The sequence below is a fragment of the Pseudomonas piscis genome (genome assembly GCF_009380155.1).
In the GTDB taxonomy this organism is placed as follows: Bacteria; Pseudomonadota; Gammaproteobacteria; order Pseudomonadales; family Pseudomonadaceae; genus Aquipseudomonas; species Aquipseudomonas piscis.
In genome coordinates this window covers 1,953,314-1,980,062 of record NZ_WHUV01000001.1, presented here as the reverse complement: position 1 = coordinate 1,980,062, position 26,749 = coordinate 1,953,314, and the positions used below count along the sequence as shown (strand labels likewise).

General features: G+C 60.7%; 24 protein-coding genes and 1 pseudogene. 14 read left to right on the top strand and 11 right to left on the bottom strand.

What is annotated here, in order from left to right; genetic code table 11:
• Window positions 1-184 precede the first annotated feature (184 nt).
• From GDH07_RS32265 to GDH07_RS32670, 5 genes and pseudogenes are all read right to left on the bottom strand, one after another.
• Window positions 185-513: pseudogene (locus GDH07_RS32265) on the bottom strand (type II toxin-antitoxin system RelE/ParE family toxin).
• Window positions 510-746 (bottom strand): type II toxin-antitoxin system ParD family antitoxin, encoded by a 237-nt coding sequence (locus GDH07_RS09350; RefSeq protein WP_152897205.1) that lies wholly within the window; start codon window positions 744-746, stop codon window positions 510-512. Before GDH07_RS09350 ends, GDH07_RS32265 begins: the two are co-directional and overlap by 4 nt.
• Before the next feature lie 43 nt (window positions 747-789).
• Window positions 790-1,428: a response regulator gene (locus GDH07_RS09345; protein WP_152897204.1), complete on the bottom strand. Its 639-nt coding sequence runs from the start codon at window positions 1,426-1,428 to the stop codon at window positions 790-792.
• On the bottom strand, window positions 1,428-2,687 hold the full coding sequence (locus tag GDH07_RS09340) for a sensor histidine kinase (protein WP_343038202.1): 1,260 nt from the start codon (window positions 2,685-2,687) through the stop codon (window positions 1,428-1,430). Before GDH07_RS09340 ends, GDH07_RS09345 begins: the two co-directional genes overlap by 1 nt.
• Before the next feature lie 2 nt (window positions 2,688-2,689).
• Entirely contained in the window at window positions 2,690-2,812 is a 123-nt protein-coding gene (locus tag GDH07_RS32670; RefSeq protein WP_263986923.1) for a hypothetical protein, read from the bottom strand.
• Window positions 2,813-3,092: 280 nt separating this feature from the next.
• Here GDH07_RS32670 and GDH07_RS09335 point away from each other — a divergent pair, with 280 nt between their 5' ends.
• Window positions 3,093-3,635 carry a PQQ-dependent catabolism-associated CXXCW motif protein gene (locus GDH07_RS09335; protein WP_152897203.1) on the top strand — a complete coding sequence of 181 codons (543 nt, stop codon included), beginning with the start codon at window positions 3,093-3,095 and terminating at the stop codon, window positions 3,633-3,635.
• Between the two features lie 50 nt (window positions 3,636-3,685).
• Window positions 3,686-4,351 carry a response regulator transcription factor gene (locus GDH07_RS09330; RefSeq protein ID WP_022643626.1) on the top strand — a complete coding sequence of 222 codons (666 nt, stop codon included), beginning with the start codon at window positions 3,686-3,688 and terminating at the stop codon, window positions 4,349-4,351.
• Between the two features lie 16 nt (window positions 4,352-4,367).
• On the opposite strand, the gene nahK is transcribed toward GDH07_RS09330, so the two are convergent.
• The 4 genes from nahK to GDH07_RS09310 all read right to left on the bottom strand — a co-directional run bounded on the left by nahK (window position 4,368) and on the right by GDH07_RS09310 (window position 10,763).
• Window positions 4,368-7,028 (bottom strand): hybrid sensor histidine kinase/response regulator NahK/ErcS', encoded by a 2,661-nt coding sequence (gene nahK, locus GDH07_RS09325; protein ID WP_152897202.1) that lies wholly within the window; start codon window positions 7,026-7,028, stop codon window positions 4,368-4,370.
• Window positions 6,958-8,121: a nitric oxide-sensing protein NosP gene (gene nosP / locus GDH07_RS09320; protein WP_022643625.1), complete on the bottom strand. Its 1,164-nt coding sequence runs from the start codon at window positions 8,119-8,121 to the stop codon at window positions 6,958-6,960. Before nosP ends, nahK begins: the two co-directional genes overlap by 71 nt.
• Window positions 8,122-8,331: 210 nt before the next feature.
• Complete coding sequence (locus GDH07_RS09315) at window positions 8,332-9,516, bottom strand: porin (RefSeq protein ID WP_152897201.1); 1,185 nt, start codon at window positions 9,514-9,516, stop codon at window positions 8,332-8,334.
• 209 nt (window positions 9,517-9,725) lie between these two features.
• Window positions 9,726-10,763 (bottom strand): Ldh family oxidoreductase, encoded by a 1,038-nt coding sequence (locus GDH07_RS09310; RefSeq protein ID WP_152897200.1) that lies wholly within the window; start codon window positions 10,761-10,763, stop codon window positions 9,726-9,728.
• Between the two features lie 132 nt (window positions 10,764-10,895).
• Here GDH07_RS09310 and GDH07_RS09305 point away from each other — a divergent pair, with 132 nt between their 5' ends.
• The 6 genes from GDH07_RS09305 to GDH07_RS09280 all read left to right on the top strand — a co-directional run bounded on the left by GDH07_RS09305 (window position 10,896) and on the right by GDH07_RS09280 (window position 16,144).
• Window positions 10,896-11,771 carry a MurR/RpiR family transcriptional regulator gene (locus GDH07_RS09305; protein ID WP_022643622.1) on the top strand — a complete coding sequence of 292 codons (876 nt, stop codon included), beginning with the start codon at window positions 10,896-10,898 and terminating at the stop codon, window positions 11,769-11,771.
• Between the two features lie 16 nt (window positions 11,772-11,787).
• The gene (locus GDH07_RS09300) at window positions 11,788-12,540 is read left to right on the top strand and encodes a transporter substrate-binding domain-containing protein (protein ID WP_022643621.1); all 753 of its coding nucleotides are present in this window, start codon (window positions 11,788-11,790) and stop codon (window positions 12,538-12,540) included.
• A gap of 73 nt (window positions 12,541-12,613) precedes the next feature.
• The gene (locus GDH07_RS09295; protein WP_022643620.1) at window positions 12,614-13,333 is read left to right on the top strand and encodes an ABC transporter permease; all 720 of its coding nucleotides are present in this window, start codon (window positions 12,614-12,616) and stop codon (window positions 13,331-13,333) included.
• A complete protein-coding gene (locus GDH07_RS09290) occupies window positions 13,330-14,040 on the top strand; it encodes an ABC transporter permease (protein ID WP_152897199.1) in 711 nt (236 codons plus the stop codon). The genes GDH07_RS09295 and GDH07_RS09290 overlap by 4 nt, the downstream gene beginning before the upstream one ends.
• Before the next feature lie 45 nt (window positions 14,041-14,085).
• Window positions 14,086-15,327: an NAD(P)/FAD-dependent oxidoreductase gene (locus GDH07_RS09285; RefSeq protein ID WP_152897198.1), complete on the top strand. Its 1,242-nt coding sequence runs from the start codon at window positions 14,086-14,088 to the stop codon at window positions 15,325-15,327.
• Window positions 15,328-15,343: 16 nt separating this feature from the next.
• Entirely contained in the window at window positions 15,344-16,144 is an 801-nt protein-coding gene (locus GDH07_RS09280; RefSeq protein ID WP_246195914.1) for an amino acid ABC transporter ATP-binding protein, read from the top strand.
• 992 nt (window positions 16,145-17,136) lie between these two features.
• On the opposite strand, the gene GDH07_RS09275 is transcribed toward GDH07_RS09280, so the two are convergent.
• Together GDH07_RS09275 and GDH07_RS09270 are read right to left on the bottom strand one after the other, a co-directional pair.
• Window positions 17,137-18,975, bottom strand: coding sequence for a UvrD-helicase domain-containing protein (locus tag GDH07_RS09275; RefSeq protein WP_152897197.1), 1,839 nt, complete (start codon window positions 18,973-18,975; stop codon window positions 17,137-17,139).
• Window position 18,976: 1 nt separating this feature from the next.
• Entirely contained in the window at window positions 18,977-21,082 is a 2,106-nt protein-coding gene (locus GDH07_RS09270; protein WP_152897196.1) for an ATP-dependent nuclease, read from the bottom strand.
• A gap of 592 nt (window positions 21,083-21,674) precedes the next feature.
• Between GDH07_RS09270 and GDH07_RS09265 the strand changes: the two genes are divergently transcribed.
• The 6 genes from GDH07_RS09265 (at window position 21,675) to GDH07_RS32260 (ending at window position 26,401) form a co-directional block, all read left to right on the top strand.
• Window positions 21,675-21,956, top strand: coding sequence for a hypothetical protein (locus GDH07_RS09265; RefSeq protein ID WP_152897195.1), 282 nt, complete (start codon window positions 21,675-21,677; stop codon window positions 21,954-21,956).
• A 546-nt stretch (window positions 21,957-22,502) separates the two neighbouring features.
• Window positions 22,503-22,871, top strand: coding sequence for a His-Xaa-Ser system protein HxsD (gene hxsD, locus GDH07_RS09255; protein ID WP_246195913.1), 369 nt, complete (start codon window positions 22,503-22,505; stop codon window positions 22,869-22,871).
• Window positions 22,868-24,355 (top strand): His-Xaa-Ser system radical SAM maturase HxsB, encoded by a 1,488-nt coding sequence (gene hxsB, locus GDH07_RS09250; protein ID WP_161759776.1) that lies wholly within the window; start codon window positions 22,868-22,870, stop codon window positions 24,353-24,355. Before hxsD ends, hxsB begins: the two co-directional genes overlap by 4 nt.
• A gap of 5 nt (window positions 24,356-24,360) precedes the next feature.
• Window positions 24,361-25,590 (top strand): His-Xaa-Ser system radical SAM maturase HxsC, encoded by a 1,230-nt coding sequence (hxsC, locus tag GDH07_RS09245; RefSeq protein ID WP_152897193.1) that lies wholly within the window; start codon window positions 24,361-24,363, stop codon window positions 25,588-25,590.
• Window positions 25,587-26,216: a His-Xaa-Ser repeat protein HxsA gene (gene hxsA / locus GDH07_RS09240; RefSeq protein ID WP_343038201.1), complete on the top strand. Its 630-nt coding sequence runs from the start codon at window positions 25,587-25,589 to the stop codon at window positions 26,214-26,216. Before hxsC ends, hxsA begins: the two co-directional genes overlap by 4 nt.
• A gap of 44 nt (window positions 26,217-26,260) precedes the next feature.
• Window positions 26,261-26,401, top strand: a complete 141-nt coding sequence (locus GDH07_RS32260) for a hypothetical protein (RefSeq protein WP_178124017.1) — start codon at window positions 26,261-26,263, stop codon at window positions 26,399-26,401.
• Window positions 26,402-26,749: the final 348 nt, after the last annotated feature.

The window sequence follows — 26,749 nt, the reverse complement described above, 5'->3', positions numbered from 1 at the left end:
CGGGCCCCCGGAGCAATGCCGGAGCGAGGGCACCCCGAGCCTAGGCGAGGGGCCGTATGGAGGGGCAAGACTTTTTGGTTCCTTTTGTGGCGTTTGACAAAAGGGACTCGCCGTAAGGGCGAAACCCTAAGTTGGCCATGACCGCAGCAACGGATATGTACCCCGCCCCCAACATCCCCCACCACTACCGGAAAACACCTTCAGCCAACCACTCAGAAAAATCCCGCATACCCTGCAAAACGCGCCATACGTCGATGTAGTCATCGCGTTCAACGTAGAACACCAGATAGGGGTAGCGCTTCAACGGCCAGCAAGGTACCCCGGCAGATCCAGCTCGTGGGCGTAGCGAGACATACCCGAGGCCGGAAGGCGGCCGATATGAACATAGGCCTTTTCTAAAGCATCGATAGAACCGAGCGCAGCCTGCTCGACCTGTTGGTCAAGGTAGTAGTTGATAGCGCCTTCCACGTCCTGACTGGCAAAGGCACGTGGAATGACCGGCTTGGCTTTCATCCTCGCGTCTTGTGCACCCTGGCACGCAGGGATTCGAAATAGTCACCCTCCACAGCAGTGCCCGGAGCCGATTGAGCACCGGCCAACAACAGGCCACGCAGGTATTGCCGATCCTGATCCTTGCGAATCAGCTCACGCACATATTCACTGCTGGTGCTGTAGCCGCGCTGGCTGACTTGATCATCGACAAAGGACTTGAGAGCGTCCGGCAGGGAGATGTTCATGGTGCTCATGGCTTTGTCCGCTTTTGACAAAATTTGCCAAATTATACACCCCTCATCCCGCCACCCGCACCACGCCCATGTCGATCCCAAGATGCACCAGCTCCCCATGGGAACTGACCTGCAACTTACTCTTGAGCAAGGTCAGATAGTTCGACACCGTCTTGCCACTAATACATAACTGTTGCGCAATCACCCGCGCCGGAGTGCCCTTGGCCAGCATCACGAAAATCTCCATCTCGCGCTGGGTCATGCTCTGCAAGCGCGGATCGATCTCATCGCGCAACGGCGTACACGCCAACTGTGTGGCCAACCCTTGCTCGATGTACGCATGCCCGGCCAGCACCCGGTGCACCGCCTCGATCAACACCTGGGGCGCCGAGTTCTTGGTCAGGTAACCCGAGGCTCCTGCCTCCAGGGCCTGGCGCACCAGGGGCAGTTCGTCGTGCATGCTGAAGAACAGCACCCGCAACTGCGGCAAACGCTGGCGCAAGCGCCGAGTCGTCTCCAAACCGCTGATACCCGGCAAGGCAAAATCCATGATCACCAGTTGCGGCACGTCTTCCAGCACCCGGGCCAGGGCTTCTTCACCATTGGCGGCTTCACGCACCTGCATGGTCGGCAACACCGCCTGCAACAGGCTGGCGTAACCCTGACGGACCACCGCGTGGTCATCCACCAACAAGATATTCATCAGGCCTCCAGGGGTATGTCCAGGACCAGCGCCCAACCGGCGCCGGGGCAGTTGATGATGCGCAGTTCACCGCCCAGGCTGCGCGCCCTTTCGGCCATGGAGTGCAGGCCGACGCCCGTACGCCGGGCCTGGGGTGCGCCGCGACCGTTATCGCGGATCAGCAGGCGCAGCCCTGGGCCGCTTCGTTGCAGGCGCACCCGCACCTGACTGGCGCCGGCGTGCCGGGCGACGTTGGTCAGGGCTTCCTGCAACAGGCGATAGAGGTGGGTGTTGCTCGCCCTCGGCAATGCCGGCAGGCGCTCGCCAACCCGCAGTCGGCATTCAATCCCCTGGCGCGCTTGCCACTGTTGCACCAGCAACCCCAGGGCTTCGGCCAGGGGCAGATGGCCCAGCACCACCGGGTACAGGTCCTGGACCATGGCACGAAAGCCCTGTTGCAGGTGCTCGCAGTTGAGCTCCAGGGATTGGGCGGTGCTGGCCACCCGCGCCGGCTGGTCCACCACCAGGCGCAGCAGGCAGGCCTGGGCGCGAATGCCGGCCAGGTACTGGCCGAGGTCGTCGTGCAAGGTCTGCGCCAGGTGATTGCGCTCTTGCTCCTGCACCGCCAGCAGGGACTGGGTCAGTTGCTGGTTGTCGCAATGGGCCTGCTCCAGGGCGCTGGCCATGCGGTTGAAATGTTCAGCCAGTTGCCGGGTTTCCGGCAGCGCGCTGCTGCGCAGGCGCACAACCATCTGGCCGTCGGACACCTGGCCCAGAGCATGCAGCACTTCATCGAGCCAGGCCCGGCCACGGCGCACCGCCCAGCCGATGCTCAGCAAGCTGAGCAGCAGCGCCAGCGCGCACAGGCCAAACCATTGCTGCAAGGCCTGGCGCACTTCCCCCAGTTCGGCGGCGGCATTCACCGCGATCAGCACGCGCCGGCCATCATTGAGTTGAAGCAGCCGAGTACTGGGTGGGCTGTCACCCAGCAACAGGCGCTCCAGCCAACCATCGGCAGCAATGGTACTGAGCGGCGTCAGGTCTTCATCCGGAGCCAGCCAGTGCACCCGCACATGCCGCAGGCTGCGGGTCAGCTCTGGTTGCAGACTGGCTGGCTGCCGTTCGGCGCTATCCCCCAGGTACTGCACCAGGGCCTCGGCGGATTGCACTTCGCGTTCCACATCGTCCGCCGCCTGGCGCAGCAACAGCCCGGCGCCGGCCAGGGTCAGCAGCGCAAAACAGGCCGTGACCCACAGGTTGATCCGCCACAGGGCCGACACGCCTAGCGCCCCAGCGCCGCCGGCTGGCTCGCCGCCGGTGCCGGCCGTGAGCCGTGCAGGCGATCGACGCCGATCAGGCTGAGGATCAGCAGCAACGGCAAGAGCAGCACTTTCAGGATGCGCATGGGAAGGTCCTCTGGGTGGCCATGGCCGCTGCAGCCCATGCTAAGGCCAGCGCAAGAGTGCCGGCCTACTACCTTGGTACCGCTGCCCCGCTACTTTCTGCATAGCCGGCGAACACTCGCGTCAGACAGCCGCCGCAAAGCCCCCATCCCCCCTTTGCGAACACCCTCTTGGCGGCATGGTTTTCTACGACTTTGGTACTGCTTTTACTGTCGATGGTCGCATTCCCAAGCGCCCGGCCCTGGCATGTAATGGGCCCATAACAACAAGGATAAAAGCCTTATGTCTCGTGCCCTGCAAACCCTGGCCACGCTGTGCCTGAGCCTGGCGCTGGGCAGCGCCCAGGCCGCCGACCCGCTGTTTTCCGCCGAGGGTTATCGCACCGGTCTCTATCGCAGCCCGACCCCGCTGCACATCGAGGCGGCGCAGATCGTCGACACCCAGGCCTTGCAGGGCCTGCTGCAAGTGCGCCCGGCGCCGCTGCTGATCGATGTCTATCGCCGGCAATGGCTGCAAGGCCGCTTCATCGACAGCGAACCCCACGCCAACCTGCCCGGCAGCCACTGGCTGGCCAATACCGGCGACGGCGAGCTGACGCCCCAGTGGCAGGGCTACTTCAACCAGCATTTGCAGCGCCTGAGCCAGGGCGACCGCCAGCGAGCGCTGGTGTTCTATTGCCGCGCCGATTGCTGGCTGAGCTGGAACGCGGTAAAACGCGCCGCAGCCCTGGGCTATAAAAATATCTACTGGTACCGCGATGGCCTGGATGCCTGGGAAGCCGCCGGGTTGCCCCTGGTGGCCGCCCACCCCGAACCCCTACCCTGACCCTGCCTGGCTCAAGTGCCCCCATAACCACAATAACGAGGTGAAAGGCCGTGTACAGAATCCTGATAGCCGATGATCACCCACTGTTTCGCGAAGCCATCCACAACGTCATCAGCGACGGTTTCCCCGGCAGCGAGGTGATGGAGACCGCCGACCTGGACAGCGCCCTGGCCCTGACCCAGGACCACGACGACCTGGACCTGATCCTGCTGGACCTGAACATGCCGGGCATGCACGGCCTCAATGGCCTGATCACCCTGCGCAACGAAGCACCGACCATCCCGGTGGTGATCGTCTCCGCCGAGCAGGACAAGCAGATCGTGCTGCAGGCCATCACCTACGGCGCCGTGGGTTTCATCACCAAGTCCTCGCCGCGCTCGCAGATGACCGAAGCCATCGAGCAGATCCTCAATGGCAACGTGTACCTGCCGCCGGACATCATCCGCACCCAGAAGAGCTCGCCAGGACGGCGCAGCAGCGAAGCCCCGAGCTTCCCGCCGGAGCTGTTGCAGGCCCTGACCCGCAAGCAACTGCTGGTGCTGGAGCGCATGACCAAGGGCGAATCCAACAAGCAGATCGCCTACACCCTGGACATCGCCGAGACCACGGTGAAGGCCCACGTCTCGGCGATCCTGCGCAAGCTCAACGTGCACAACCGGGTACAAGCAATCCTCAGCGCCGGCGACATCGATTTCGGCGCCTACCTGCGCCGCTAGCGGCAAGCGGCAAGCCTCAAGCTCGGGGCTTACAGCTTGAAGCTTGCCGCTGCTTTATGAGGTGGCTGATGGCGGTCTTGAGCTTCATCGGGCGCACCGGCTTGTGCATCAGGGTGTGGCCCAGTTCGCGCAGTTGCTGCTTGAGGTCGTTGCTGTAGTTGGCGGTGATCATCATCGCCGGGATCGCCAGGGCGCGCCGGGCGTTGATCCGCGCCACGGCGTCGATGCCGTTGCGCTGCTGGTCCAGGTGGTAGTCGGCGATCAGCAGGTCGGCCTCGGCCCGGTAGTCGTCCACCTGGCGCGCCAGGTCTTCCTCGGACAGCGCCGTGACCACCTGACAGCCCCAGCCTTCGAGCAGGGTGCGCATGCCGGCGCAGATCGCCGCATCGTTATCCAGCACCCAGATCCGTGCGCCCTGCAAACGCTCCAGCGGCGCCGCCCGCCCTTCCAGGTACGGAGCCGGTGGCGGCGCGCTGGCGCTGATCGGCACTTGCACGCTGAACACCGAACCGCGCCCAGGCCAGGAACGCACGTCGATGCGGTGGCCGAGGATCCCGGCGATTTTCTCGACGATGGCCAGCCCCAGGCCCAGGCCCCGGTCCTGGTCGGGGCGCTGTTCATCGCCGCGCTTGAACTCCTGGAAGATCTCCTCCAGCCGCTCGGCGGCGATGCCCAGGCCACTGTCCCAGACCTGGATCGACAGCCAGCGGCCCTGGCGCCGGCAGCCCAGCACCACCCGGCCCTGGCGGGTGTAGCGGATGGCATTGCTCAGCAGGTTGCGCAGGACCCGCGCCAGCAGCTGGATATCGCTGCGCACCAGCACCGAACAGGCCACGAAGTGCAGCTCCAGGCCTTCGCTGCGGGCCACCTGGGCGTACTCGGCGGCCAGGTTGTCCAGCAGCTCGCCGAGGACGAAGGGTGCGATATCGGCCTTGATCACCCCGGCATCCAGCTTGGAGATGTCCACCAGGGTGCCCAGCAGGTTCTCCACGTCCTCCAGGGAGTTGCTGACATTGCGCACCAGGGCCTGGCTCGCCTCGGGGTCGCGACGCTCCAGCAGGGCACTGGTGAACAGCCGCGCGGCGTTCAGCGGTTGCAGCAGGTCGTGGCTGACCGCGGCCAGAAACTTGGTCTTCGACAGGTTGGCCCGCTCGGCCTCGCCCTTGGCCTCGCGCAGGCGCGATTCGACCCGGCTGCGCTCCTCGATCTCGCGCAGCAGTTGCTGGTTGAGGGTGGTCAATTCGGCGGTGCGCTCGCGCACTCGCAACTCCAGGTTCTGGTAGGCCTGGTGCAGGGCCTCGGCGGTGCGCCGGCGCTCGGTGATGTCGCGGATCAGCACGAAGATCCCCACCACCTCACCGTTGGCCAGGCGGTTGGGCACGTAGGAGCGCAGCATGTAGCGCTCTTGATGGTTGATGTTGGTCTCGGGAAACTCGAAGGTCACGCTCTCCCCCGCCAGCGCCCGGGCGATGTAGGACTCCAGGCGCTGGTAGTGCTGCTCGCTGTGCACCTCGCGCAGGCTCTGGCCGAGCATCACGCCCCGGGGCCAGCAGTACCACTCCTCGTAGACCTTGTTGGTGAACTCGTACACCAGGTCGGCATTGAGGTAGGCGATCAGCGCCGGCACCTGGTCGGTGATCAGGCGGATCCAGCGTTCGCTCTCGCTCAGGGCCTCGGCATGCCGATAGCGCTCGGTGATGTCGGTGAAGGTGTTGACGAAACCACCGGTGGGCAGCGGATGGGTGCGGATCTCCAGGACCCGGCCATCGCTCAAGCGCTGCTCGCATTCGTGGATCGGCCGACCATTGGCATCGCGGCTGTCAGGACTGAGCAGGCTCAGTTCGCTGTCACCGATGACCTCGGCGAACAGCCGGTGCGCGGCCACCGGCGCCAACCCGCTGAGTTCCAGGAAGCGCCGGTTCCACAACTCCAGCACGCCCTCGGCGTTGACCATGGCCACGCCCTGGGAGAGGTTGTCCACCGCCCGTTGCAACAGGTGGGACTTTTGCGCCACTGCCTGCTCGCGGCGCTGGGTCTCGCTGTGCTTGACCTCGGTGATGTCGGTGAACAGGATCACCCGCCCACCCTCGCGGGTCGGCCGTTCGCTGACCTGCAGCCAGCGGCCGTTGTGCAGGCGATACAACAGGTGTTCGTCACCGCCGCTGCGCGGCTCTTCGCTGAACAGCCCGGTGCTGGTCAGCAGCCGCCGGACCTCGGCCAGGCGCATGCCGGCCATGATCCGCACCCGGCTGTGGGCCCAGAAGGCGCGAAAGCGACTGTTGAACAGGACGATGCGCTGCTTCTGGTCGAACAGCACGAAGGCGTCGGAAATGCTCTCGATGGCATCGATCAGGTGCTGGTGGGCGGTCTCGGCCCGCAACCGCGCCTCGCTGAGCAAATGGTTGCCGGCCTTGAGCTCGGCCATGGCCTGGTTCAGTGCGTCGGTGCGCTCGCGCACCTGTTCGGCCAACACCACCGAGTGCTGGAACGCCGCATAAGGATCGTTACCCCGGGTGATGCCGGACTCGACCCGCTCGATCAGCGCGTCGTTGATCCGCCGCAGCTTGCGGTTCTCCCGTTGCAGGCAGTCGATCCGGGCTTGTAGTTCAGCGACGGGCCGCAGTTCGGCTGCGGGCAATGGCGACCCCGGTGAAGGTCTGGTTGATGTGCATGCCATTGAACTGTTCTCCGTAGGTGTTGAACCCCATCACCCGCTGCTCGCGCAGGAAGGCACCGATACGCTCCAGGCCGCCCTGGTCCTCCAGCTCCAGGCGGCGCAGGAAGCAGTCGCAGCCGATGGTCAGCAGCAAGCTGCCCAGGCGTTGCTGCAAACCGTCGAACAAGGCTTGCAGGTTGGGCAGCAAGGGGCCAGGAGTCATGGCGGTAAGCACGATGCCGTTCTCCACCGCGCAGTAGAAGCTCAGGCTCAGGTCCGGGTGCACCTGCTGCACCGCACGCACGTAGTAGTGCTGGTTGATCCGCACCGCCAGCGGATGGGCGGCGAATACCCGGTGGTCGAGGTGCGCCAGCGGCACGCCGATCAGCCGCGCGTATTCCTCGGCGGCCGGCTCGGCGTTCAGCTCGTAGACTCGGCGCAAGGTGCTGTCGACCCCGGTGACCACCAGTTTTTCCGTCCGGGGCTGGATGTGGTGGGTGGTGAACACCTCGAAATCCAGCCAGGTGTTGACCAGCACCACCACCGCCGCACCGCTGTGGAACTCGCCGCCGAAGTACACGTGAGTGTGGGTCAGGTAGTTGTCGTCGCCGGCCGAGCCACCGAAATGCGGGATATCGCCCAGGGCCGCGCTGAGGGCGGCCAGGACCATTTCCTCACGACTCGACAGGCCGTCCAGCAGGGTCAGGGCGAAGGTGTTGCCCTTGATCGGCGCCAGGGTGTTGCTGCGACAGCCGCCCACCAGGCGCTCGACCATGCGCTGGGCGTCGATCAGGCTGAAATGCTCCATCTGGTCGATCAGCTCGGCGGCGATGGAAAAGTGCCGGTGGTCGAAACCGATGGCGGTCACGCAGTTGCGCCCGTAGCCCTGGGGCGTGATTTCCCCGGCGCTGGTGCAGCCCACCAGGGGGATGCCGCCAAAGCCCTGTTGCAGGGCCTGGCCGAGGGCTTGCAGCGGGTACTCGGCGGAGCAGAAGAACAGCACGAAGCCCAGATGCGGATGCAGCAGCTGGCGGGCCAGGTCCTGGGCCACCTGCTGCGGATCGGCGGCCTGGGACATGGCGCTGACCACGCCCTCGCTCTGGGCTTGCTGCATCGTCGCCTCCGGCGCGGGATTGTCTGGGGGATGAGTGTACGAAGCCGGCCCCGGGGCACGAATGCTACTTGGGTAGCGGGTGGCCCGTTCCATGGGCGTAGGCTGCGCCTTCCAGCGCGAGCGCACTTGCTCACCACAGGATTCTCACAATCGGCCGCAAGAACAGACGCACACCGCTTGCGGCTACCCACTTGCGGCTTGCCGCTGCCGTTACCAGGTCAGCACTGCACCCACGGCGAAGGTGTTGGTGTCTTCGTTCTGGGCGCTGCCGCGATGGCCGTCGATCTGGAACTGGTTGTACTCGGCCACCAGCTTGAGGTTGTCGTTGATGTCATGGAACAGCGCAACTCCGCGCGTCTGGTAGTCGGCGCCGCTGCCCACCACGCCATTGCCGTCATCCTTAGTCTTACCGTAGGACAGCGCCAGGCGGTTCTTGCCCAGCTTGTACGAGCCCTGCAGTAGGTAGCCGCGGCTGTCGACATTGCGCAGCGTGGCCTTGCCGGCATTGTTGGTGAAGAACGGGTTGATGCCCCTGGCCTGGAACCCCGAGCCGGTCAGGGACAGCCCGCCCATCTTGGCTTGCAGGCCGTAGCCCAGGCCCTTGGAGGTTACCGAGCGCACCTCGGGGTCGGTGTTGTCGGAGGTCTGGTAGCTGCCGTTGAGCCAGCTGTAGAACTTGGCCCCGCCCAGGTCGAACTGGTAGGTGATCTCGCTCTCGGTGCGCGGGTTCTTCTGGTAGGCCTTGCCCAGGGTGCTGCTGTCGTTGGTGTCCACCGGGTCGAGGATGCCCACCGCCACCCGCAGGCCGTCTATCAGCGGGCTGCGGTAGGTGATCTGCGAGGTGGGAAAGGGATAGGGATAACCGCTGCCGATATTGCCGAACGACACCCCGCCGCCATCCACCAGCCCCAGGCTGTCGCTGACCTGGCCATAACCTGCGAGCATCTCGTCGAGCAGGATGTTGGAGCGGGCGAACAGGCCGAAGTCCTTACCGATCAGCACTTCGCCCCACTCCGGGTTGGCCACGGTGCCGTAGAACTGGCGCACGTCGATGGCGGTGTCGGTGCCGTTGTCCTGGCTGTCGTTGATGGTCACCCAGAACGAGGCCCGGGCGCCGAGCTTGAGCTCATCCACCTGCTTGCCCATGTTGAAGCCCAGGTAGTTGGGCAAAAAGCCCATCTTCACCCGCGCCTGGCGCCGGTCGTACTGCTCGCCGGCACGGTCGACCTTGCTGTTGACGTAGAAGGCGTTGACGTAGCCGTCGGTGGAAAAGGTGGTCTGGTCCTTGTCGTAGAGCATGATCTGGGCCTGGGCGGCATTGCCCAGGCCCAGGGTCGACAGGCCGGCGATCAGGGCCGGGAACAGAGGGTGCTGGCGATTCTTATTGTTGTGCATGGCGCGCTCCGCATTCGGGGGACGAGATGTCGGAGGCGATTATCAAAAGGCGCCGCAAGCGCCCATAGGCTGCCTTGGGGGCAAGTGGCCGGTGCTTTGGTGGGGCAGCAGAGGAGCGGCCGTTTCGATCCACGACCTGCCCCGCTACCGGCCCCCTACCTGGAGTAACACCAAGGGCTCATGGACCCGGATGCGAAGGGATGAAGCCCTTATTCGTCGCCCGCCAGGCCCCGCAGCCGCGCCAGTTCGGCGGTGGCCAGGGGAATGCCCTCTTGCAGGGATCTAGCCCGGGTGCGGTAGCGCCGGTCACCGGGCAGGCGCTCCAGGCCCACGGCCTGCATCTGCTGTACCAGCTCCTGGCTGCGCTGGGCGAAGCGGCCACCGCCGCAGTGGCTGGGGTCGATGACGATCAGCAACTGGCCGGTCCAGGGCGTCTGTGCCCCGGGATGTCGGGACCAGTCGAACTCGAAGGAGAAGTTGCCTCCGGTCAGCGCCGCCGCCAGCAGCTCCACCATCATCGATAGCGCCGAGCCCTTGTGCCCGCCGAAGGGCAGCAAGGCGCCGCCGTCGAGGATCGCCGCCGGATCGCAGGTGGGCTGGCCGTCCCGATCCACCCCCATGCCCTCGGGCAGCTGCTGGCCCTGGCGCTTGGCGATCTGCACGTCGCCATGGGCAATGGCGCTGGTGGCCAGGTCGAAGACGATGGGCTCGGCGCCTTCGCGGGGCGCGGCGAAGGCAATCGGGTTGGTGCCGAACAACGGCCGCTGGGCGCCGTGGGGCACCACGCAGGTCATGCTGTTGACCAGGCTCAGGGCCACCAGGCCTTCTTCGGCGAAGGGCTCGACATCCGGCCAGAGCGCGGCGAAGTGATGGGAATTACGGATCGCCAGCACCGCGATCCCGGCGCTGCGGGCCTTGCTCACCAGCGCCTCGCGGGCCGCCGCCAGGGCCGGCTGGGCAAAGCCGCCCCCGGCATCCACCGCCACCACGCCGGGGGCCACATCCTCGACTTGCGGCACGGCCTGGCCATCGACCCAGCCGCTGGCCAGGGACGACAGGTAGCCGGGAATGCGGAACACCCCGTGGCTGTGGGAGCCGTCGCGCTGGGCCCGGGCGCAGTTGTCCGCCAGGACCCGGGCCACCTCGGCGCTGGTGCCGTGGCGCAGGAAGATACGTTGCAGAAGATGGGTCAAGGCCGGCAGGTCGAGGTACTCGCTAGCGGCCTGCGCCAGGGGGGCGTCGGACATGGGTGGCTCCATTGGAATTGTTATTGGAAGGCACCTGACTATCGCGTCACGCCAGTTAACTGTCAAACATTGACTTAATGACAGAAAACATCCATTTTTCATTGCCAACGGCCCACAACAACGAAAATAGCCATGAGCCAACCGATCAAGCAACGCCTTGAAAGTGCCCTGTCCGGTACTACCGCCTCAGGCCGGGCAATCGCCAGCTACATGCTGGCCAACCTCCATGAACTGCCGTTCCAGACCGCCGCCGATGTGGCCGGCAAGCTGGGGTTCAGCGAGTCCAGCGTCGGGCGCTTCTGCCGCGCCATCGGCTACAGCCATTTCAAGGATCTGAAGAACGACCTGAAGAACGACCTCGGCGAAGGGCCGTGGCTGGTGGGCGATCGCTTGCAGGAGTTTCGCCAGCAACCCAACCCCACCGGCCAGGGCCTGCCGCGCAGCTTCGAGCTGGAAGTCGGCGCGCTGATGAAGGTCTATGAATACAGCCTGACCCCGGCCTGGCAGCAGGTGGTGCAACGCCTGGCCAGCCGGTCGCGGGTGTTCGTCGCCGGCTTCCAGACCGAGCGCGGCATCGCCGCCTCCATGGTCCACCTGCTGCAATACCTGCGCGACGGCGTGCAACTGGTGGACGGTTCCGCCGGACACTTCGCCGAGGTGCTGCTGGCCCCGCCCGCCGACTGCGCGCTGGTGGTGTTCGAAGCCCGGCGCTACTCGCGCCACGCCCTGGCCCTGTGCCACAAGGCTCGCGCGGCCGGGATACCCGTGACACTGGTGACCGATACCTTCTGCGATTGGGCCGAACAGAACGCCGATGAGGTGTTTCGCGTGCCCACCGAGTTCAACCTGTTCTGGGAGTCCACCGCGGCGATGCTGTCGCTGGTGCACCTGCTGGTCAACCAGGTGTGCAAGCACCTGGGGCCCGAGGTGGAAAAGCGCCTGGAAGCCACTGCCGCCCTGCATAACGAGTTCGTTGGCTACACATCCTCCACCCGAGCAAAACAATAAATAATCGAGGTGCTCCATGAAAAACGTCGTTCGCTTCGCCAGTGCCTGCGTCATGGCCGTCGCCGCTACCGCGGCCCAGGCCGAGGTCTTGAAGATCGCCACCGAAGGCGCCTACCCGCCCTTCAACTACGTGGATTCCAGCAACCAGCTGCACGGCTTCGACGTGGACATCGCCAATGCCCTGTGCGAGCGGCTCAAGGTGCAGTGCCAGATCGTCGCCCAGGACTGGGAAGGCATCATCCCGGCGCTGATGGCCAAGAAGTACGACGCCGTGGTGGCCTCGATGATCGCCACCGACGAGCGCAAGAAAAAGATCGCCTTCACCAACCACTACTACCGCACCCCGCTATCGGTGGCGGTGCCCAGGGACTCGGACATCACCGACGCCCAGACCGACTTCAAGGGTCGTACCGTGGGCGCGCAATCGTCCTCGACCCAGGCCATCTACGCCGAGGACCACTACGGCCCGGCCGGTGCCGACGTGAAGTTCTACCCGACCCTGGACGAAGCCAACAGCGACCTGGCCGCCGGGCGCATCGACGGGGTGATCGCCGACAAGTTCCCGCTGCTGGCCTGGGCCGACACCGCCGGCAAGGATTGCTGCAAGATCATCGGTGACGTCAACGGCACCACCGCCGACGCCTCGATCGCCGTGCGCAAGGAAGACAACGCCCTGCGCGAGCGCCTGAACCAGGCCCTGGACGAGATCGTCGCCGACGGCACCTACAAGAAGATCTCCAGCCGCTACTTCGCCTTCGACATCTACTGATCCGCCGCCACGGTGCCGCGCCGCCCTGGCGCGGCGACCGGCTGCACGAAGCTTTGCGCAAGAGGGTCCGAGCATGTTCGAACAGCTGTCTCTTCTTTCCCTGGCCAGCGGCGGCTGGGGCTCGGCCTTGTTGGCCGGGGCCCTGGTGACCATCGCCCTGGCACTGGCCTGCGTACCCATCGGCCTGCCCCTGGGGCTCGCCGTGGCCTTGGCCGCCCGCTCGAAAAACCGCTGGGCGCGGGCCTGGGCCACCAGCTTCTCCACGGTGTTTCGCGGCCTGCCGGAGCTGTTGACCCTGCTGATCATCTACTACGGCTGCCAGATCGCCGCGCAGAAGATCCTCGGTGCCCTGGGCTACCCCGGGGAGGTGGCGATCAACACCTTCGTCGCCGCGATGATCGCCTTCAGCCTGGTGTTCGCCGCCTTCTCCAGCGAGATCTGGCTGGCGGCGTTCAAGACCCTGCCCAAGGGCCAGTACGAAGCCGCCAGCGCCCTGGGCCTGTCGCGGCGCACCACCTTCAACCAGGTGCTGCTGCCGCAACTGACCCGCATCGCCCTGCCGGGCCTGTCCAACAACTGGCTGTCGCTGCTCAAGGACACCTCGCTGGTATCGACCATCTCCCTGGTGGACCTGATGCGCCAGACCAACCTGGCAGTCAGCGTGACCAAGGAACCGATGCTGTTCTACACCGTGGCCTGCCTGGGCTACCTGTTGTTCTCGGCGTTGTCCGGGCAGTTGTTCGGCTTTCTCGAGCGGCGCTTCAGCCGCCATCAACGGAGCCTGCAACCATGAACCTGGATCAATGGCTGAACCTGGTGCTCAACCAGGAACTGCTGGAGCGCTACGGCCCGCGCTTTATCGACGGCCTGCTGGTGACCGCCAAGCTGGTGGCGATCTCCTTCAGCCTCGGCGCCCTGCTGGGCCTGCTGATCGCCCTTGGGCGGCTGTCCGGCAACCCTCTGTTGCGGCGCTTTACCGGGGCCTATGTGTACTTCTTCCGCGGCTCGCCGCTGCTGGCCCAGCTGTTCATGCTGTATTACGGCCTGGGCTCGTTCAAAGGCTTCTGGCAGGACGTGGGGCTGTGGTGGTTCTTTCGCGAAGCGTGGCTGTGCACCCTGCTGGCCTTCACCCTGAACACCGCCGCCTACCAGGCGGAGATCTTTCGCGGCAGCCTGCTGGCGGTGGCCCAGGGGCAGCGTGAAGCCTGCCAGGCCCTGGGCCTGTCGCGCTGGACGGCGTTTCGCAAGGTGATTTTGCCGCAGTCGCTGCTGGTGGCCATCGGGCCTTTGGGCAACGAGCTGATCCTGATGATCAAGGCCAGCGCCATCGCCTCCCTGGTGACCCTCTACGACCTGATGGGCGTGACCAAGCTGGCCTTCTCCCGCAGCTTCGACTTCCAGATCTACCTGTGGGCCGCGGTGCTGTACCTGGTAATCGTCGAGGTGGTGCGGCGCAGCCTGAAATACCTGGAAGGCCGTCTCGGCCGGCACTTGAACTGAACCCTTGGGAGCCGGCGCACGGCCCCCCGCAGTAAGGATAGAACCATGCATTGCCAGACCATCGTCTTGGGCGCCGGGATCGTCGGCGTCAGCACCGCCCTGCACTTGCAGGCCCGTGGCCGCGAAGTCGTGCTGCTGGACCGCCAGCCGCCGGGCAACGGCACCAGCCACGGCAACGCCGGGCTGATCGAACGCGCCAGCGTGATCCCCTACGCCTTCCCCCGGGAAGTGACCAAGCTTTTGCGCTACGGCCTCAACCAGCAATCGGACGTGCGCTACAGCCTGCGCCACCTGCCCAAGGCCGGCCCCTGGCTGCTGCAATACTGGCGTCACTCCTCGCCCCAGGGCCTGGCCGCCGCCACCCGCGCCATGTTGCCGCTGATCGAACAATGCGTCAGCGACCACCTGGCCCTGGCGGAGCCGGCGGGCATGCTCGGGCTGATCCACGACGGCGGCTGGCTCGAAGCCTTCAACGACCAGCAAGCCTTCGACAGCGCCCAGGCCGCCGCCGCGGACCTGGCCCAGTACCAGCTCAACTACCGGGTGCTGGACCGCGAGCAGATCCACGCCCTGGAACCCGGCCTGCACGGCGACGTGGTGGGCGGCCTGCACTGGCTCGATCCCAAGACCGTCAGCGACCCCGGCGGCCTGACCCGTGGCTACGCCGAACTGTTCAAGCAGCGCGGCGGCCAGTTCGTCATCGGCGATGCCCTGAGCCTGACCCAGGTCGAAGGCGGCTGGCAGGTCCAGGGCGAACACGGCCCGATCAGCGCCCAGGAAGTGGTGGTCGCCCTCGGCCCGCAAGCCGCAGGCCTCTTCGAACCCCTGGGCTACCGCATCCCGCTGGCGATCAAGCGTGGCTACCACATGCACTACGCCGCCCTGCCCGGCAGCGAACTGCGCCACCCGATCCTCGACCCGGTGGGTGGCTACGTGCTGGCGCCGATGGTGGGTGGCATCCGCCTGACCACCGGCATCGAGTTCGCCGACCCGGACGCGCCGATCAACGAAATCCAACTACGCCGCTGCGAAACCCTGACCCGGCAGTTCTACCCCCTGGGCGAGCGCGTCGATGCCGAACCCTGGCTGGGCCGCCGCCCCTGCCTGCCGGACATGTGCCCGGTGATCGGCCCGGCGCCGCGCCACCCGGGGCTGTGGTTCAACTTCGGCCACGCCCACCACGGCCTGACCCTGGGCCCGGTCAGCGGTCGCCTGCTGGCGCAACTGATGACCGGCCAGACACCCTTCACCGACCCTGCCCCCTATCGCGCCGAGCGCTTCAACTGACCGTCGGAGACCTGCCATGCTGACCCAGACCGCCCCGCTGTCCGCCGTGCCCGAACCCGCCGCCCGCGCCACCATCGACCGCCGCGACGTGGTGATCGATATCGCCGGGCTGAACAAGTTCTACGGCGCCTTCCACGTGCTGCACGACATCGACCTCAAGGTCCGCCAGGGCGAACGCATCGTCCTCTGCGGGCCTTCCGGCTCCGGCAAATCGACCTTGATCCGCTGCATCAACCGCCTGGAAATCGCCGAGAAGGGCCAGATCCTGGTGGACCGCACCGACCTTGCACAAAACACCCGCGAAGCGGCCCAGGTGCGCAGCCAGGTGGGCATGGTGTTCCAGCACTTCAACCTGTTCCCGCACATGAGCGTGCTGGACAACTGCACCCTGGCTCCCACCACCGTGCGCGGCCTATCGCGCAAAAAGGCCGAAGAACTGGCCCGCGGCTTCCTGGCCAAGGTCGGCATCGAAAGCCAGGCCGGCAAATACCCCAGCCAATTGTCCGGGGGGCAGCAACAACGCGTGGCCATCGCCCGGGCGCTGTGCATGGAACCGAAGATCATGCTGTTCGACGAACCCACCTCGGCGCTGGACCCGGAGATGGTGAGTGAAGTGTTGGATGTGATGGTGACACTGGCCGACAGCGGCATGACCATGCTGTGCGTGACCCATGAGATGGGATTTGCCCGGCAGGTGGCGGAGCGGGTGTTGTTTCTGGATGGGGGGCGGATTGTGGAGGATGCGCCGCCGGAGGCGTTTTTTGCGGCGCCCAAGAGTGAGCGGGCGAAGGCGTTTCTTGCGCAGATTGTGCATTGAGGTTGGGGGTAGGTTCGTTGCCGCGGGTGTGGCGGCGTCCTGCAACGAGTGAGGTTGGAGTTCCAGAGTGAGCCAAGGGCTCCGCGAAGTTACTGTGGCGAGGGAGCTTGCTCACGCTCGGTCACGCAGCGGTCGTAAAACCTGAGGTTGCGGTCTTTTTAGTGTACATATCCATTGCTTCGGTAACGGCGACTTATGGTTCCGCTCTTACAGCGGGTCACTTTGGATGGAGCCCAAAGTAACCAAAGGCTCTCTGCCCCCTCACTCGGTGCCTCGCCTAGGCTCGGCATGCCCTCACTCCGGCATTGATCCGTGGGCCGCCGCCACCGGCCATCCATGGCCGGAGGGCGGCTAACCCGGCATCCTTGCCGGTTTACCCACGGCTCAATACCTACGTTCGGCCATCGTGTTTAAAGGGGCAGGCAGATCAAAAGCCAAAGCAAGAGCAAAAGCAGACGGCGGCCTATCGGCCGGCCTGTTTTAGTTCCGTTCGCGTTACATGTAGCCGCTGCCAAAGGCTGCGAACGACTGCGAAGCGGGCGCAGCGATCTAAAGCGTTAATATCTATCCGCCTCTCTCAGCTACGACATCTATCAACACAAGAAGAAAGTGCTCCACCGCAACATCTTAGGCAATCTCCAAGTCCCTTCACAAAGAATTGAGCAAAAGGGGTAAATCGACCAACCGAAAAATTGCGTACTGTAATGATCACGACCGACAGTAAACGACCATGAATTACCGTTAGTGACAGTCAGCTATCGGCCAAGAGCGGACGTCCAAACTCATCCCTTTAGACTCAATAAATATCAGCGTCGATCGGCAGCAACCGCTTCATGAGCGAAACTCGAAGAGCCAATATCGACAGCAAACCGCTTATTGATTCCCGTAGTGGACTTCGTGCCGACTCCTTTCCCTACATACGCAGAGGAGTACCCCTTCCCTCGCCTAGGCTTAAATCACCATTTCCTGAAGTCAGAAGGCAGGAACAACATTCAGTTCACTATTCGGATTTGATCAGGCACTAATAGCTTGCTTCCTATGAGTTCTGCCCGTGCTCCCTCCGGGTCAGCGGTGAACAGCACGACACGTAGATCCTCCTTCGCACGGGAGAACGAGACATACGCGAGCTTCTGAGTTAAGGAGCGTTGCCGGTCAGAGGGCTCACCGGCAGTAAGCGGCGTTAGGGTCTTACTAAAGCTGTATTGGTTCCATGCGGCCTCAACATCGTCATAGACGACCAACACTTTTGGATACTCCTCGCCCTTTACGCCATGCTGGGTACTATAGGCGGTATTGTTGTTAAGATAATCGGCGTAACAGGAGACCATATCAGAGGGCATTTTGAACAGAGAGTCTGCGAGCCAGTCTCCTTTGTCGATGCTGTGAAGATCCTCATCGAACGGCTCAGCCCGAGGAGCGCGATCAAGATGCTCGCTCAACCTTTCAGAAGACTGGATGATCTGCTTCTCGATACAAAAACGAAGGATCGCTCCGATCGTCTCGGTATTCCACAAAGTCTGCAATTGGCCAACCAAAGCCTTCGAAGTTTCAATCATCAACTTCAGTGATTTTTCCGCGTTTAACCCATCGATCGCGAAAGCCGGGCTATCGCGACGAAGCAAATTGATAATTCTTCGTTCGTCACCTTGGTTTTTAGCATTAATAAGAGGGCAAATCGTCGAAAGAAATGGTTTGAGAAGGAAATGCGCACCTTCCTCAAAGGCATCTTGGGCACGAGACGACGCATAGTCGCCTGTGAAGAGACGGTTGAGGTCAGCGAAGCCAAGCCGCCGCGCGATCATTTGACGTGCGAGGAAGAGTTTCATTACATCGTTGCGCCCTGTCCAGCCCCAGTCTTCGACTGCAGCATCCATACGTGCCAGCGCCCTCTCAATCTGATCCTCTGAATAGCGTCTGCGCGGTTCCGTTGGATCTTCTGCTTTTATCAGTAGGAATTCGACGCTACCTTCACATGTCGCATTTTCGCCAGCGGCATACTGCTCAACATCCCCACGATAGGCATTTAGAAGCCGAATGACACTCTTTGAACTGCGGAAATTCTCAGCTTTCTTGATGACCTCACCGTTGTCAGGTGGCGCAAAATTGCCGGCACTTCGGTCATAAATCTGCTGCCAGGGGTCACCGAAATAACCGACCACAGGAAGTTCAGCGCCCGCGCACACGAGATTGAGTCCTGAGACAATGCCTTCAAAGGTGTCTTGCGCTTCATCGACGAAGATATAAGGGAAGCGTAGACCGATGATTCGCCTGAGTGTTTCATTATTTGCAAGCAAGTAGGTTGCAATCTCTATGACGTCGTCGTGACCGATCTGTCCTTTTCCGTAATCACTGAAGCTCGTGTCGGCATAGTCGAAACGTTTGACTGATTCGAGAAGGGCACGCTGTTCTGTCAGTCGCTCTATTTTTGCACGGGCTTTTAGTGCCTTTTTGCTGTTACCTCCATTATCATCTCCCTTGGCCTTTTCTATAAGATTTGGAATCCGACTTTCACACAGCGCTTGGCGAATATCTTCGTGGAAGCGGCTAATCTGGCTCCACAGAAATCCATGAAGAGTTGAAACCAGGTACAACTCGTCGAACCCTAACCTTGTCTTAATTACCTCAACCGCACGCTTGGTAAAGGTAATACAGGCAATGCGTTGACCATTTTTCCTAAGGGCACTTCCTTCATTATCCCGAACCCGATTAAGAGCATCACCCAACGAACTAGTCTTACCCGCCCCCGCGCCTGCTATCATCGCGAAGCTGCGACGACCATCTATGCATTTACGGACTAGAGCATCCGCTTCGCTTTCTACCCATGCCCCCATGTTATACCTCCACCGCGACAGCGACTTCTGTCTCCGTCACCGCTGCTAGCGGGGGCGATAGACGCGACTCAAGCCAACTTAATCCCTCGGCAATGTATCCAGGGACAGTCCACTCCTCGGAGCAAGCCAGAATGTCCATGGCAAAGTCGGTCTTTTTGAAATTCTCCGACCGAACTCGTTCGTAGACATCCTGGTAAGCGTCGTTGAGAAGCGCGCGGACGGGGATACCGATAGATAAAGCGCCGGACCGAAGCAGTCTGAAATTCTCATAGACAATTGCCTCCTCCAAAGTTCGTGGGCGCAATGTTTCGTTGGCAGCGCCATCCGTGACCAAAATATCCGTCTGAAAGGCAATGCAACGATCTTTGTCAACATGCTGTTTCTCAGCGGAGGTCAGTGCGATCAGATCGGCGACTGTAGTCTGTCCGCAAAGTTTTTTTAGAGAAGCGTTGGAGGTTCTTGCACCGACAACATCCGCACGACATGCGCTGGGGTAGCCGGTGGGCTCCACGGAGTCGAGGTCAGTGATAACAAGGTAGGGGATATGAAGGAAGCTGAGTAGACCCTCGAAGCGATGGGCATAGGCCCCTCCCACCTCCAAAATTGTTAGATATACAGTCCGCAATCGCTCAGCGGTGCGCTCGATCATGGACGGCATTAGCAGCTTCTCAACAGCACCTTCAACAAGGATGGCAGCATCAGCGAAGAATAGGTCGCAGTGTGTTAAGCGTAGATAGCGCTTGAGAAAGGCAAGTGATTCTGACGGTGAAACCAGTTTGCTATCAATCGTCTCCACCTCCGGCAGAAAGGATCGAAGGCTTCGAACCATTGACGCATTGCGAATCCCCGTCGCGACCGTCTCACCCTCGGTATGGCAACGCTGAAAATAGCGAACTTTCTCGAAATCCACGGCTTCCATGATATGGGAGGAGTGCGTGGTTACAACAAGTTGCGGCACTAGATTAGGTTCGCCAGCTGCCTCAGCGGATTGGTTGATTACCTGCCAGATATTGGAGATGAAAGTCTGTTGCACCTGTGCGTGAAGATGAACCTCAGGTTCCTCAATAAAGATCATCAGGCATAAAGGCCTGTTCTCGGCGGTCATCACCCATTGAGAATGAAAATGCTGAGCCTGGATAGCCATATAAATTAGGTTTTTGAAGCCAAGTCCGTTATAGAGCTCAGGCAGTTCATGCTTACGGCTGGGGTCGATGTAAAGCAACTCGGTGTTCCCGCGCAGGGCAGTTTCAGGGCTAAGCGAGGAGATAATCTGTAATTCCCGATCATTAATCGATGGTACGCCAAGGTGCTTGATGAGGTTGATTAGCGGGGCAAACTGCTTTGCATAGTGATCGGTCAGTTGTCTGTTGTTCTCATCGATCACGCTGTGAGCATCGGCTGCATGGCCGACCTGCTCAAGATTCTTTCGGTAGAAGGCGGCGAAGGCCGATGAGAGCCGGTTACTGCGGCTACTGTCGTCATCGTTAATGTTGCGCTGTGCGTCTACAAACTCTACCCGTATGAGATGTTTCAGAAGACGCCTGCCTTCGTCGGGATCAAGGTGACTCGTCAAGATTTCAGGCGACATTCCGTCCTGAAATTTCTCGTCGAGTGACGAATAGCAAACTGCAAAGTGTCGGCCAAGATTTCCGTCGAGCGCCAGATATTGCGACAGCGCCTTGGAGCGCGTTCCATCTTCCTCTAATGGATAGGCGGCGTCGTAATGCTCGAGTAGTTTCTTTGCTTCAGAGACCTCATACGACAGCCGAATTCCTACGCGCGTAAAATCCGAAAGTTTCGGCAGCAGTGTGAACACTCTACCGAATGCGATGCTTTCGGGGTCGATGGTGAACCACAGGTCAAGACTAATCTTGGGAAGCTGCGCGACATCTCCACTCGTGGAAAATGCGTCGAAATCGACCATTCGGGCGACCGAGAAGTCGTGGATTTTGAAATCGCGTCCGCCAAGAAAGCAGCGAAAAATTGCGGTGGCAGAGGTTTTGCCGCTGTTGTTGGGACCAACAAAAATGGATTCCCTGTCTTCGATGTCGATCTGAACATTTTCCAGTCGACGGAAATTTCGAATTGCAACACCGCTTACTCTCATAAAATCCTCCTCCCTGACACATAAAGAGAGCAATCAGAAACTGGTACTCCTCGCTCCGTTTGAAATCCTAGTCTATCTATTGAAGGCTTGGACCCTTTTTACCTTTATGTTGGGTCAGCAATTTGCTGAGCTCTACGAGGAGCAGCAATGGTGCGTACGTGGTTACTTTGGAACTGCTGCTTCTGGCCGATTTCCGTCGGTGGCTACTGACCCCTAGCATGTAGCGGTTTAAAGCATGAGGGTGTTTATACCTCGTCACATACCTGCCGTGACCATTGACGTCGTTATGACACACCGCCTCAAACATCCTCATCGACACATGGTTGTACTGCACAAACTCTCCCCTTATAGTTCGCCCTTCGCGGCAAAATCCGCGAACGACCTTGGCCGGTCGAATTACAACGACGCATCAGCGTCCAAAACACCATTGCAGACGCTTTTTTTGTGCCTGCGATTCTGTGTTATGGCGGCTGTGTGCGGGACACCTTCGGGTGTGCCGGTGTCGTTGTTACCGGTCGGCCAACCCTCACACAGCTGCCACCCTCAATTTGCTTGGCCGCAGATGGTGGAAGCTCTACAACGAGTAACGACCATGGACGATCAATCGATTTCCCGTTTCTCCCCCGTCGATACCCACGACGCCAACCAAGCCGTTTTCTACCTCGACACCCAAGCCTCTCTGAGCGATCTGGCCAGCAGTGCGGCCCATCGTTTCACCGTGGTGCGGGATCTGATGGACACGCTGTCCACGCTTAACCTGAAAGACATTGCCGACTGCGATCTGGCGCGGGTCACCCGAGGGGTGCATCTGCTCACCCGGGAGGGTTGTGCGGTGCTGGAGGTGATTCAGTGGCGCACGGCTCTGGAGAGCTGAGCGCCACTCAACAAGCGCGTAAAACGCGCTTGGCTTTGCTTCGGCCTTTGATCTTGCTTTGGTTTTGGCTTTTGATCTTGCCCTTGATCTTCCTGCCCCTTCAGGAGGCCGAACGCAGGCGTTGCGTAGGGGGCAGCTCGGCATGGATGCCGAGCTAGCCGCCATCAGGCCATGGATGGCCTGTGGCGGCGTGCCCCCGGAGCAATGCCGGAGCAAGGGAACGCCGAGCCTTAGCGAGGCGCCGGATGCGGGGGCAGGAGCCCTTTGGTTACTTTGGGGCTTTTCCAAAGTGACCCGCTGTAAGAGCGGAACCGCCAGTGGCCGTGACCGCAGCAACGGATATGTACGCCAAGCGCCCCCAAGTGCACGCGGTAAGAAGGTAACTCCGCGTCATCGTTGACGAGTTTTGCTGGCAGCCGACACCCACAGGGAAATCGCTGATTTACATCTGCCGTTCGCAAGACCACCTGGCTGGGACTTCATTAAATCCAATCGATTACAGTCAAGAACGCGAGCGCAGAAATATTTTAAAGAAAGCTGCGACGAATGATGGCCAATCGCCCAGGAGCTCGGCAAAATCCGTACACTCTTCAGGGCTTTCAAGGATTGATATTGATGACATGGCCAGTCACTCTGCACCTCAGCAACACCGCATACCCTCTCAGCGCAGCGCAAAGAACCGCCTATAGCTTGGCCGCTGAATTGTCTATTCAGATCACTCCTGAGCCTGGCTTTATCAACCTCACGATCTACCCTTCCAGCGCCCAAACAGCCCTCTCTATTGATCAGGCACGAGCGCTAGTTCTCCAGCATCTGAATGACTTTGCTTTACGTGACCACATCCATAGTGAAACGGCTGGATTGCGAGAAGTATTGGCACGTGCCGCACTCACTGGATGTGGGTTGCCTCAGTGACCTTGATAGCCACCGAAACCCAAGGTTATCGCCTCCTGCCATTTCGCTTCATGCGTATGAACTCGGGAAATGAACGGGACATTCTGCTTACTTCCGAAACAGGCGAGTACCTCCATGTCACCGATCCACAACTTCGAGATCTAAGTTTTAAGCGCGTACAGCCAGGAACCTCTCTATACAAGGATCTACTCGCTCGTCATTTTATTTACGAGCCAGATCAACACGATCCAATTCCGGAGATGGCGGCGCAGTACCGCAGTCGGAAAGACTTCCTCCTACAAGGTCCTGCATTACACCTGTTTGTGGTGACTCTGCGTTGCAACCATACATGTCAGTATTGCCAAGTATCACGTGCACCTTTAGGTGGCTCTGGACATGACCTTTCCGAAGCAGATGCACGTGCTGCCGTAGACCGCATGTTCGAGTCGAACGCTCGAGCCCTCACGGTAGAGTTCCAAGGTGGCGAACCTCTATTGGCCTTTGAACGCGTCCGCCAGATCATCGAATGGATAGTGGAACGGAACGTCGTGGAACAGCGCGATATCCAATTCGTCATCACAACCACACTCCATCACTTGACCGAAGAAGTTATCGTCTTCGCCAAGAAGCATCACATCCAGTTTTCTACTTCGCTCGATGGGCCAGCGTCATTACACAACGCTAACCGCCCCACTCCCTCCCGAGACTCTTATGAACGAACCCTCGACGGCATTCGTCGCGTCCGCGAACACCTAGGCCATGAAGCTGTCTCGGCTCTAACGACGTTAACGGCCAAGAGCCTTGAGCAACCAAGAGCGATCATCGACGAGTATGTAGCCCAGGGGTTTTCCAGTATCTCCCTTCGCCCCTTAAGTCCCTACGGTTTCGCCTCGAAGGGTGCACAACGGCTGGATTACTCGATGGAACGTTATTTGGCGTTCTACAAGGAAGCGCTGGCTTACCTGCTGGAGATCAATCAACAAGGTGTGTACTTATCAGAGAGCTACGCAAGTCTACTACTAAAGAACATCCTCACGCCTTTCTCATCTGGCTATGTCGATCTGCGCTCACCTGCCGGTGCCGGCACCGCAGCCTTGGTTTATAACTACGATGGCTACGTGTACCCATCTGACGAAGCAAGAATGTTGCTGGAAATGGGTGAGGATGGTTTGCGTTTGGGCAGCGTGCATCAGCCGTTAGCCGAGCTACTACGCTCACCAGTCATGGAGGCATTACTAACAAGTGGTGTTGCCGAAACACTACCGGGCTGCGTGGATTGCGCACTCGTCCCCTATTGCGGCGCCGACCCTGTGGAACACTTCGCACGCCAAGGCGATCCGATTGGTCACCGTGCCTTCAGTAGCTTCTGTAAGAAAAATCTAGGACTACTTCAACATCTATTCGAACTATTGAGAGATGGCGACGATGATATCCAACGCGTCTTGCTTTCCTGGCTAAATCGTCGCGCCTACTCCGAAGTCCTCTTCCCTGGGTATCGAGGGTAGGAACGATGCTAAGAAAAGATACCCATTTCGAGATCCAGCATCTAATTGAACCTAAGCTGTTGAAGGTCGTCACCGTGGACGAACTCATTGAACAAGGCATATCCATCTGCGCTGGGGACGTGAGCTTTGACGACCTAATACTGTGGCTGCCAGATGCCGAGCTTCAACGTAACCCGCGCTTACTATCACTACCCGTTGGAGGCTTCCTTACTCCGGAACAACTTAGCGGGAATGCAGAGGTAGGCAAGCTGCAACTTCACTCCCCAAAAGATCCAGATGTCGTTCGCCCTGGTGACGTAATTGCCATAACACCTGGAAGCCCGATCGTCCGAGTTCTCTATCGACGCGGCTCCGACAGTAACCTGCTGTTCATGACTGATCGTTGCAACAGCCTCTGCTTGATGTGTTCCCAACCACCTAAGGATATTGATGATCGTTGGCACATTGAGGAGAACCTTCGTCTGATCGATCTAATGGATCCTGGTGAAGAGAACCTAGGCATCAGCGGCGGGGAGCCCACACTCTACCGCGATGGTTTGTTGGAAATCTTAGCCAAGTGCAAAACTGTGCTTCGTCAAAAGTCTATTCATGTATTGAGCAATGGCCGGCTGTTCAAGGATCCGAGTTGGACCGAGTCACTTGCTCATATCCAGCATCCGCAACTAAGTTGGGGCATCCCGCTGTATGCCGACAACGCAAGAGATCATGACCACGTAGTGCAGGCGCCAGGGGCCTTCAGCGAAACACTCCAAGGGCTGTACAACCTCGCTCGAGCCAACCAGATCATCGAGATTCGCGTCGTCCTCAACCGACTGACCACACCACGACTTCCAGAGCTCGCTCACTACATTTTCCGTAATTTGCCCTTCGTACGACATATTGCACTGATGGGTATAGAGAGTACTGGCTTAGCACGAAAGCATTATGAGGAGCTGTGGATTGATCCTCTGGATTACCAAGAGTCGCTAAGTCAGGCCATCTACTTTCTGCACAACCGAGGATTGCCGGTCTCAATCTATAACCTCCCTCTGTGCCTGGTGCCTGCGCATCTCTCACGCTTTGCACGCCAGAGCATCTCAGACTGGAAGAATCTGTTCATCGACACCTGCCAACAATGCGCCGCAGCTCATCAATGCTCGGGCTTTTTCAAATCTCATACCGCGCGCTGGCAAAGCCGTGGGATAAAAAAACTATCAACTGAGGCATTCAATGCCTACGCAAGGAGCGCACAGTGAAACTGCTTGATCGCTGGAAAATCCTGATTGGGGGCATGACCCTGTTGCCGGTCGCAAGTATCAACCTTGCCCAGGCCAACCCAATGCCACTTGCCGATGCAAATTGGGAGCCACGGGAGAAGAGTCAGCCACCAGTCTTTGCCGACACGCTCAATGCCCCTGATGCGACCAATATGTACGCAGCTCACCGCTCGCATAGTTCACACCGCTCGCACAGCTCCCATAGCTCTCATTACAGTGGATCAAGTGGCTATAGCGCGCCTCGCTACTACAACCCTCCTGCCACGAGCACTCGCAGCTACAACACACCAAGCAGCTCGAATTACGGCTCAAGCAGCTCTTCCGGCTCATCAACCAGCAACTCTTTTTACCAATCATCAGGTACATCGACAGGCACGACCTCAACGACTACTCGAACACGACCTAGCGAAGTACAGAAAAGCAACCTGGTCATACGAGTGCAAACGGCCTTAATGGTGCGCAGGTACTACCAAGGAGCAATCGATGGAGTGATGGGCAAAGGGACTCGAGGAGCGCTGATGTCTTTTCAAACAGACAACGGCCTGACCGTGAACGGGCAGATGGACACACCAACATTAAACGCATTGGGCATTCGTATTCCTTAGGTACCAACAGTGCGGCCCATCGTTTCACCGTGGTGCGGGATCTGATGGACACGCTGTCCACGCTTAACCTGAAAGACATTGCCGACTGCGACCTGACGCGGGTCACCCGAGGGGTGCATCTGCTCACCCGGGAGGGTTGCGCGGTGCTGGAGGTGATTCAGTGGCGCACGGCGCTGGAGAGCTGAGCGCCACCCCATTCAACAAGCGCGTAAAACGCGCTTGGCTTTGATTCGGCCTTTGATCTGGCTTTGGCTTTTGATCTTGATCCACCTGCCCCTTCAGGAGGCCGAACGCAGGCGTTGCGTAGGGGGCAGCTCGGCATGGATGCCGAGCTAGCCGCCGTCAGGCCATGGATGGCCTGTGGCGGCGGGCCCCCGGAGCAATGCCGGAGTGAGGGAACGCCGAGCACTAGCGAGGCGCCGGATGCGGGGGCAGAAGCCCTTTGGTTACTTTGGGGCTTTTCCAAAGTGACCCGCTGTAAGAGCGGAACCGATAGAGGCCGTGACCGCAGCAACGGATATGCACGCAGAACC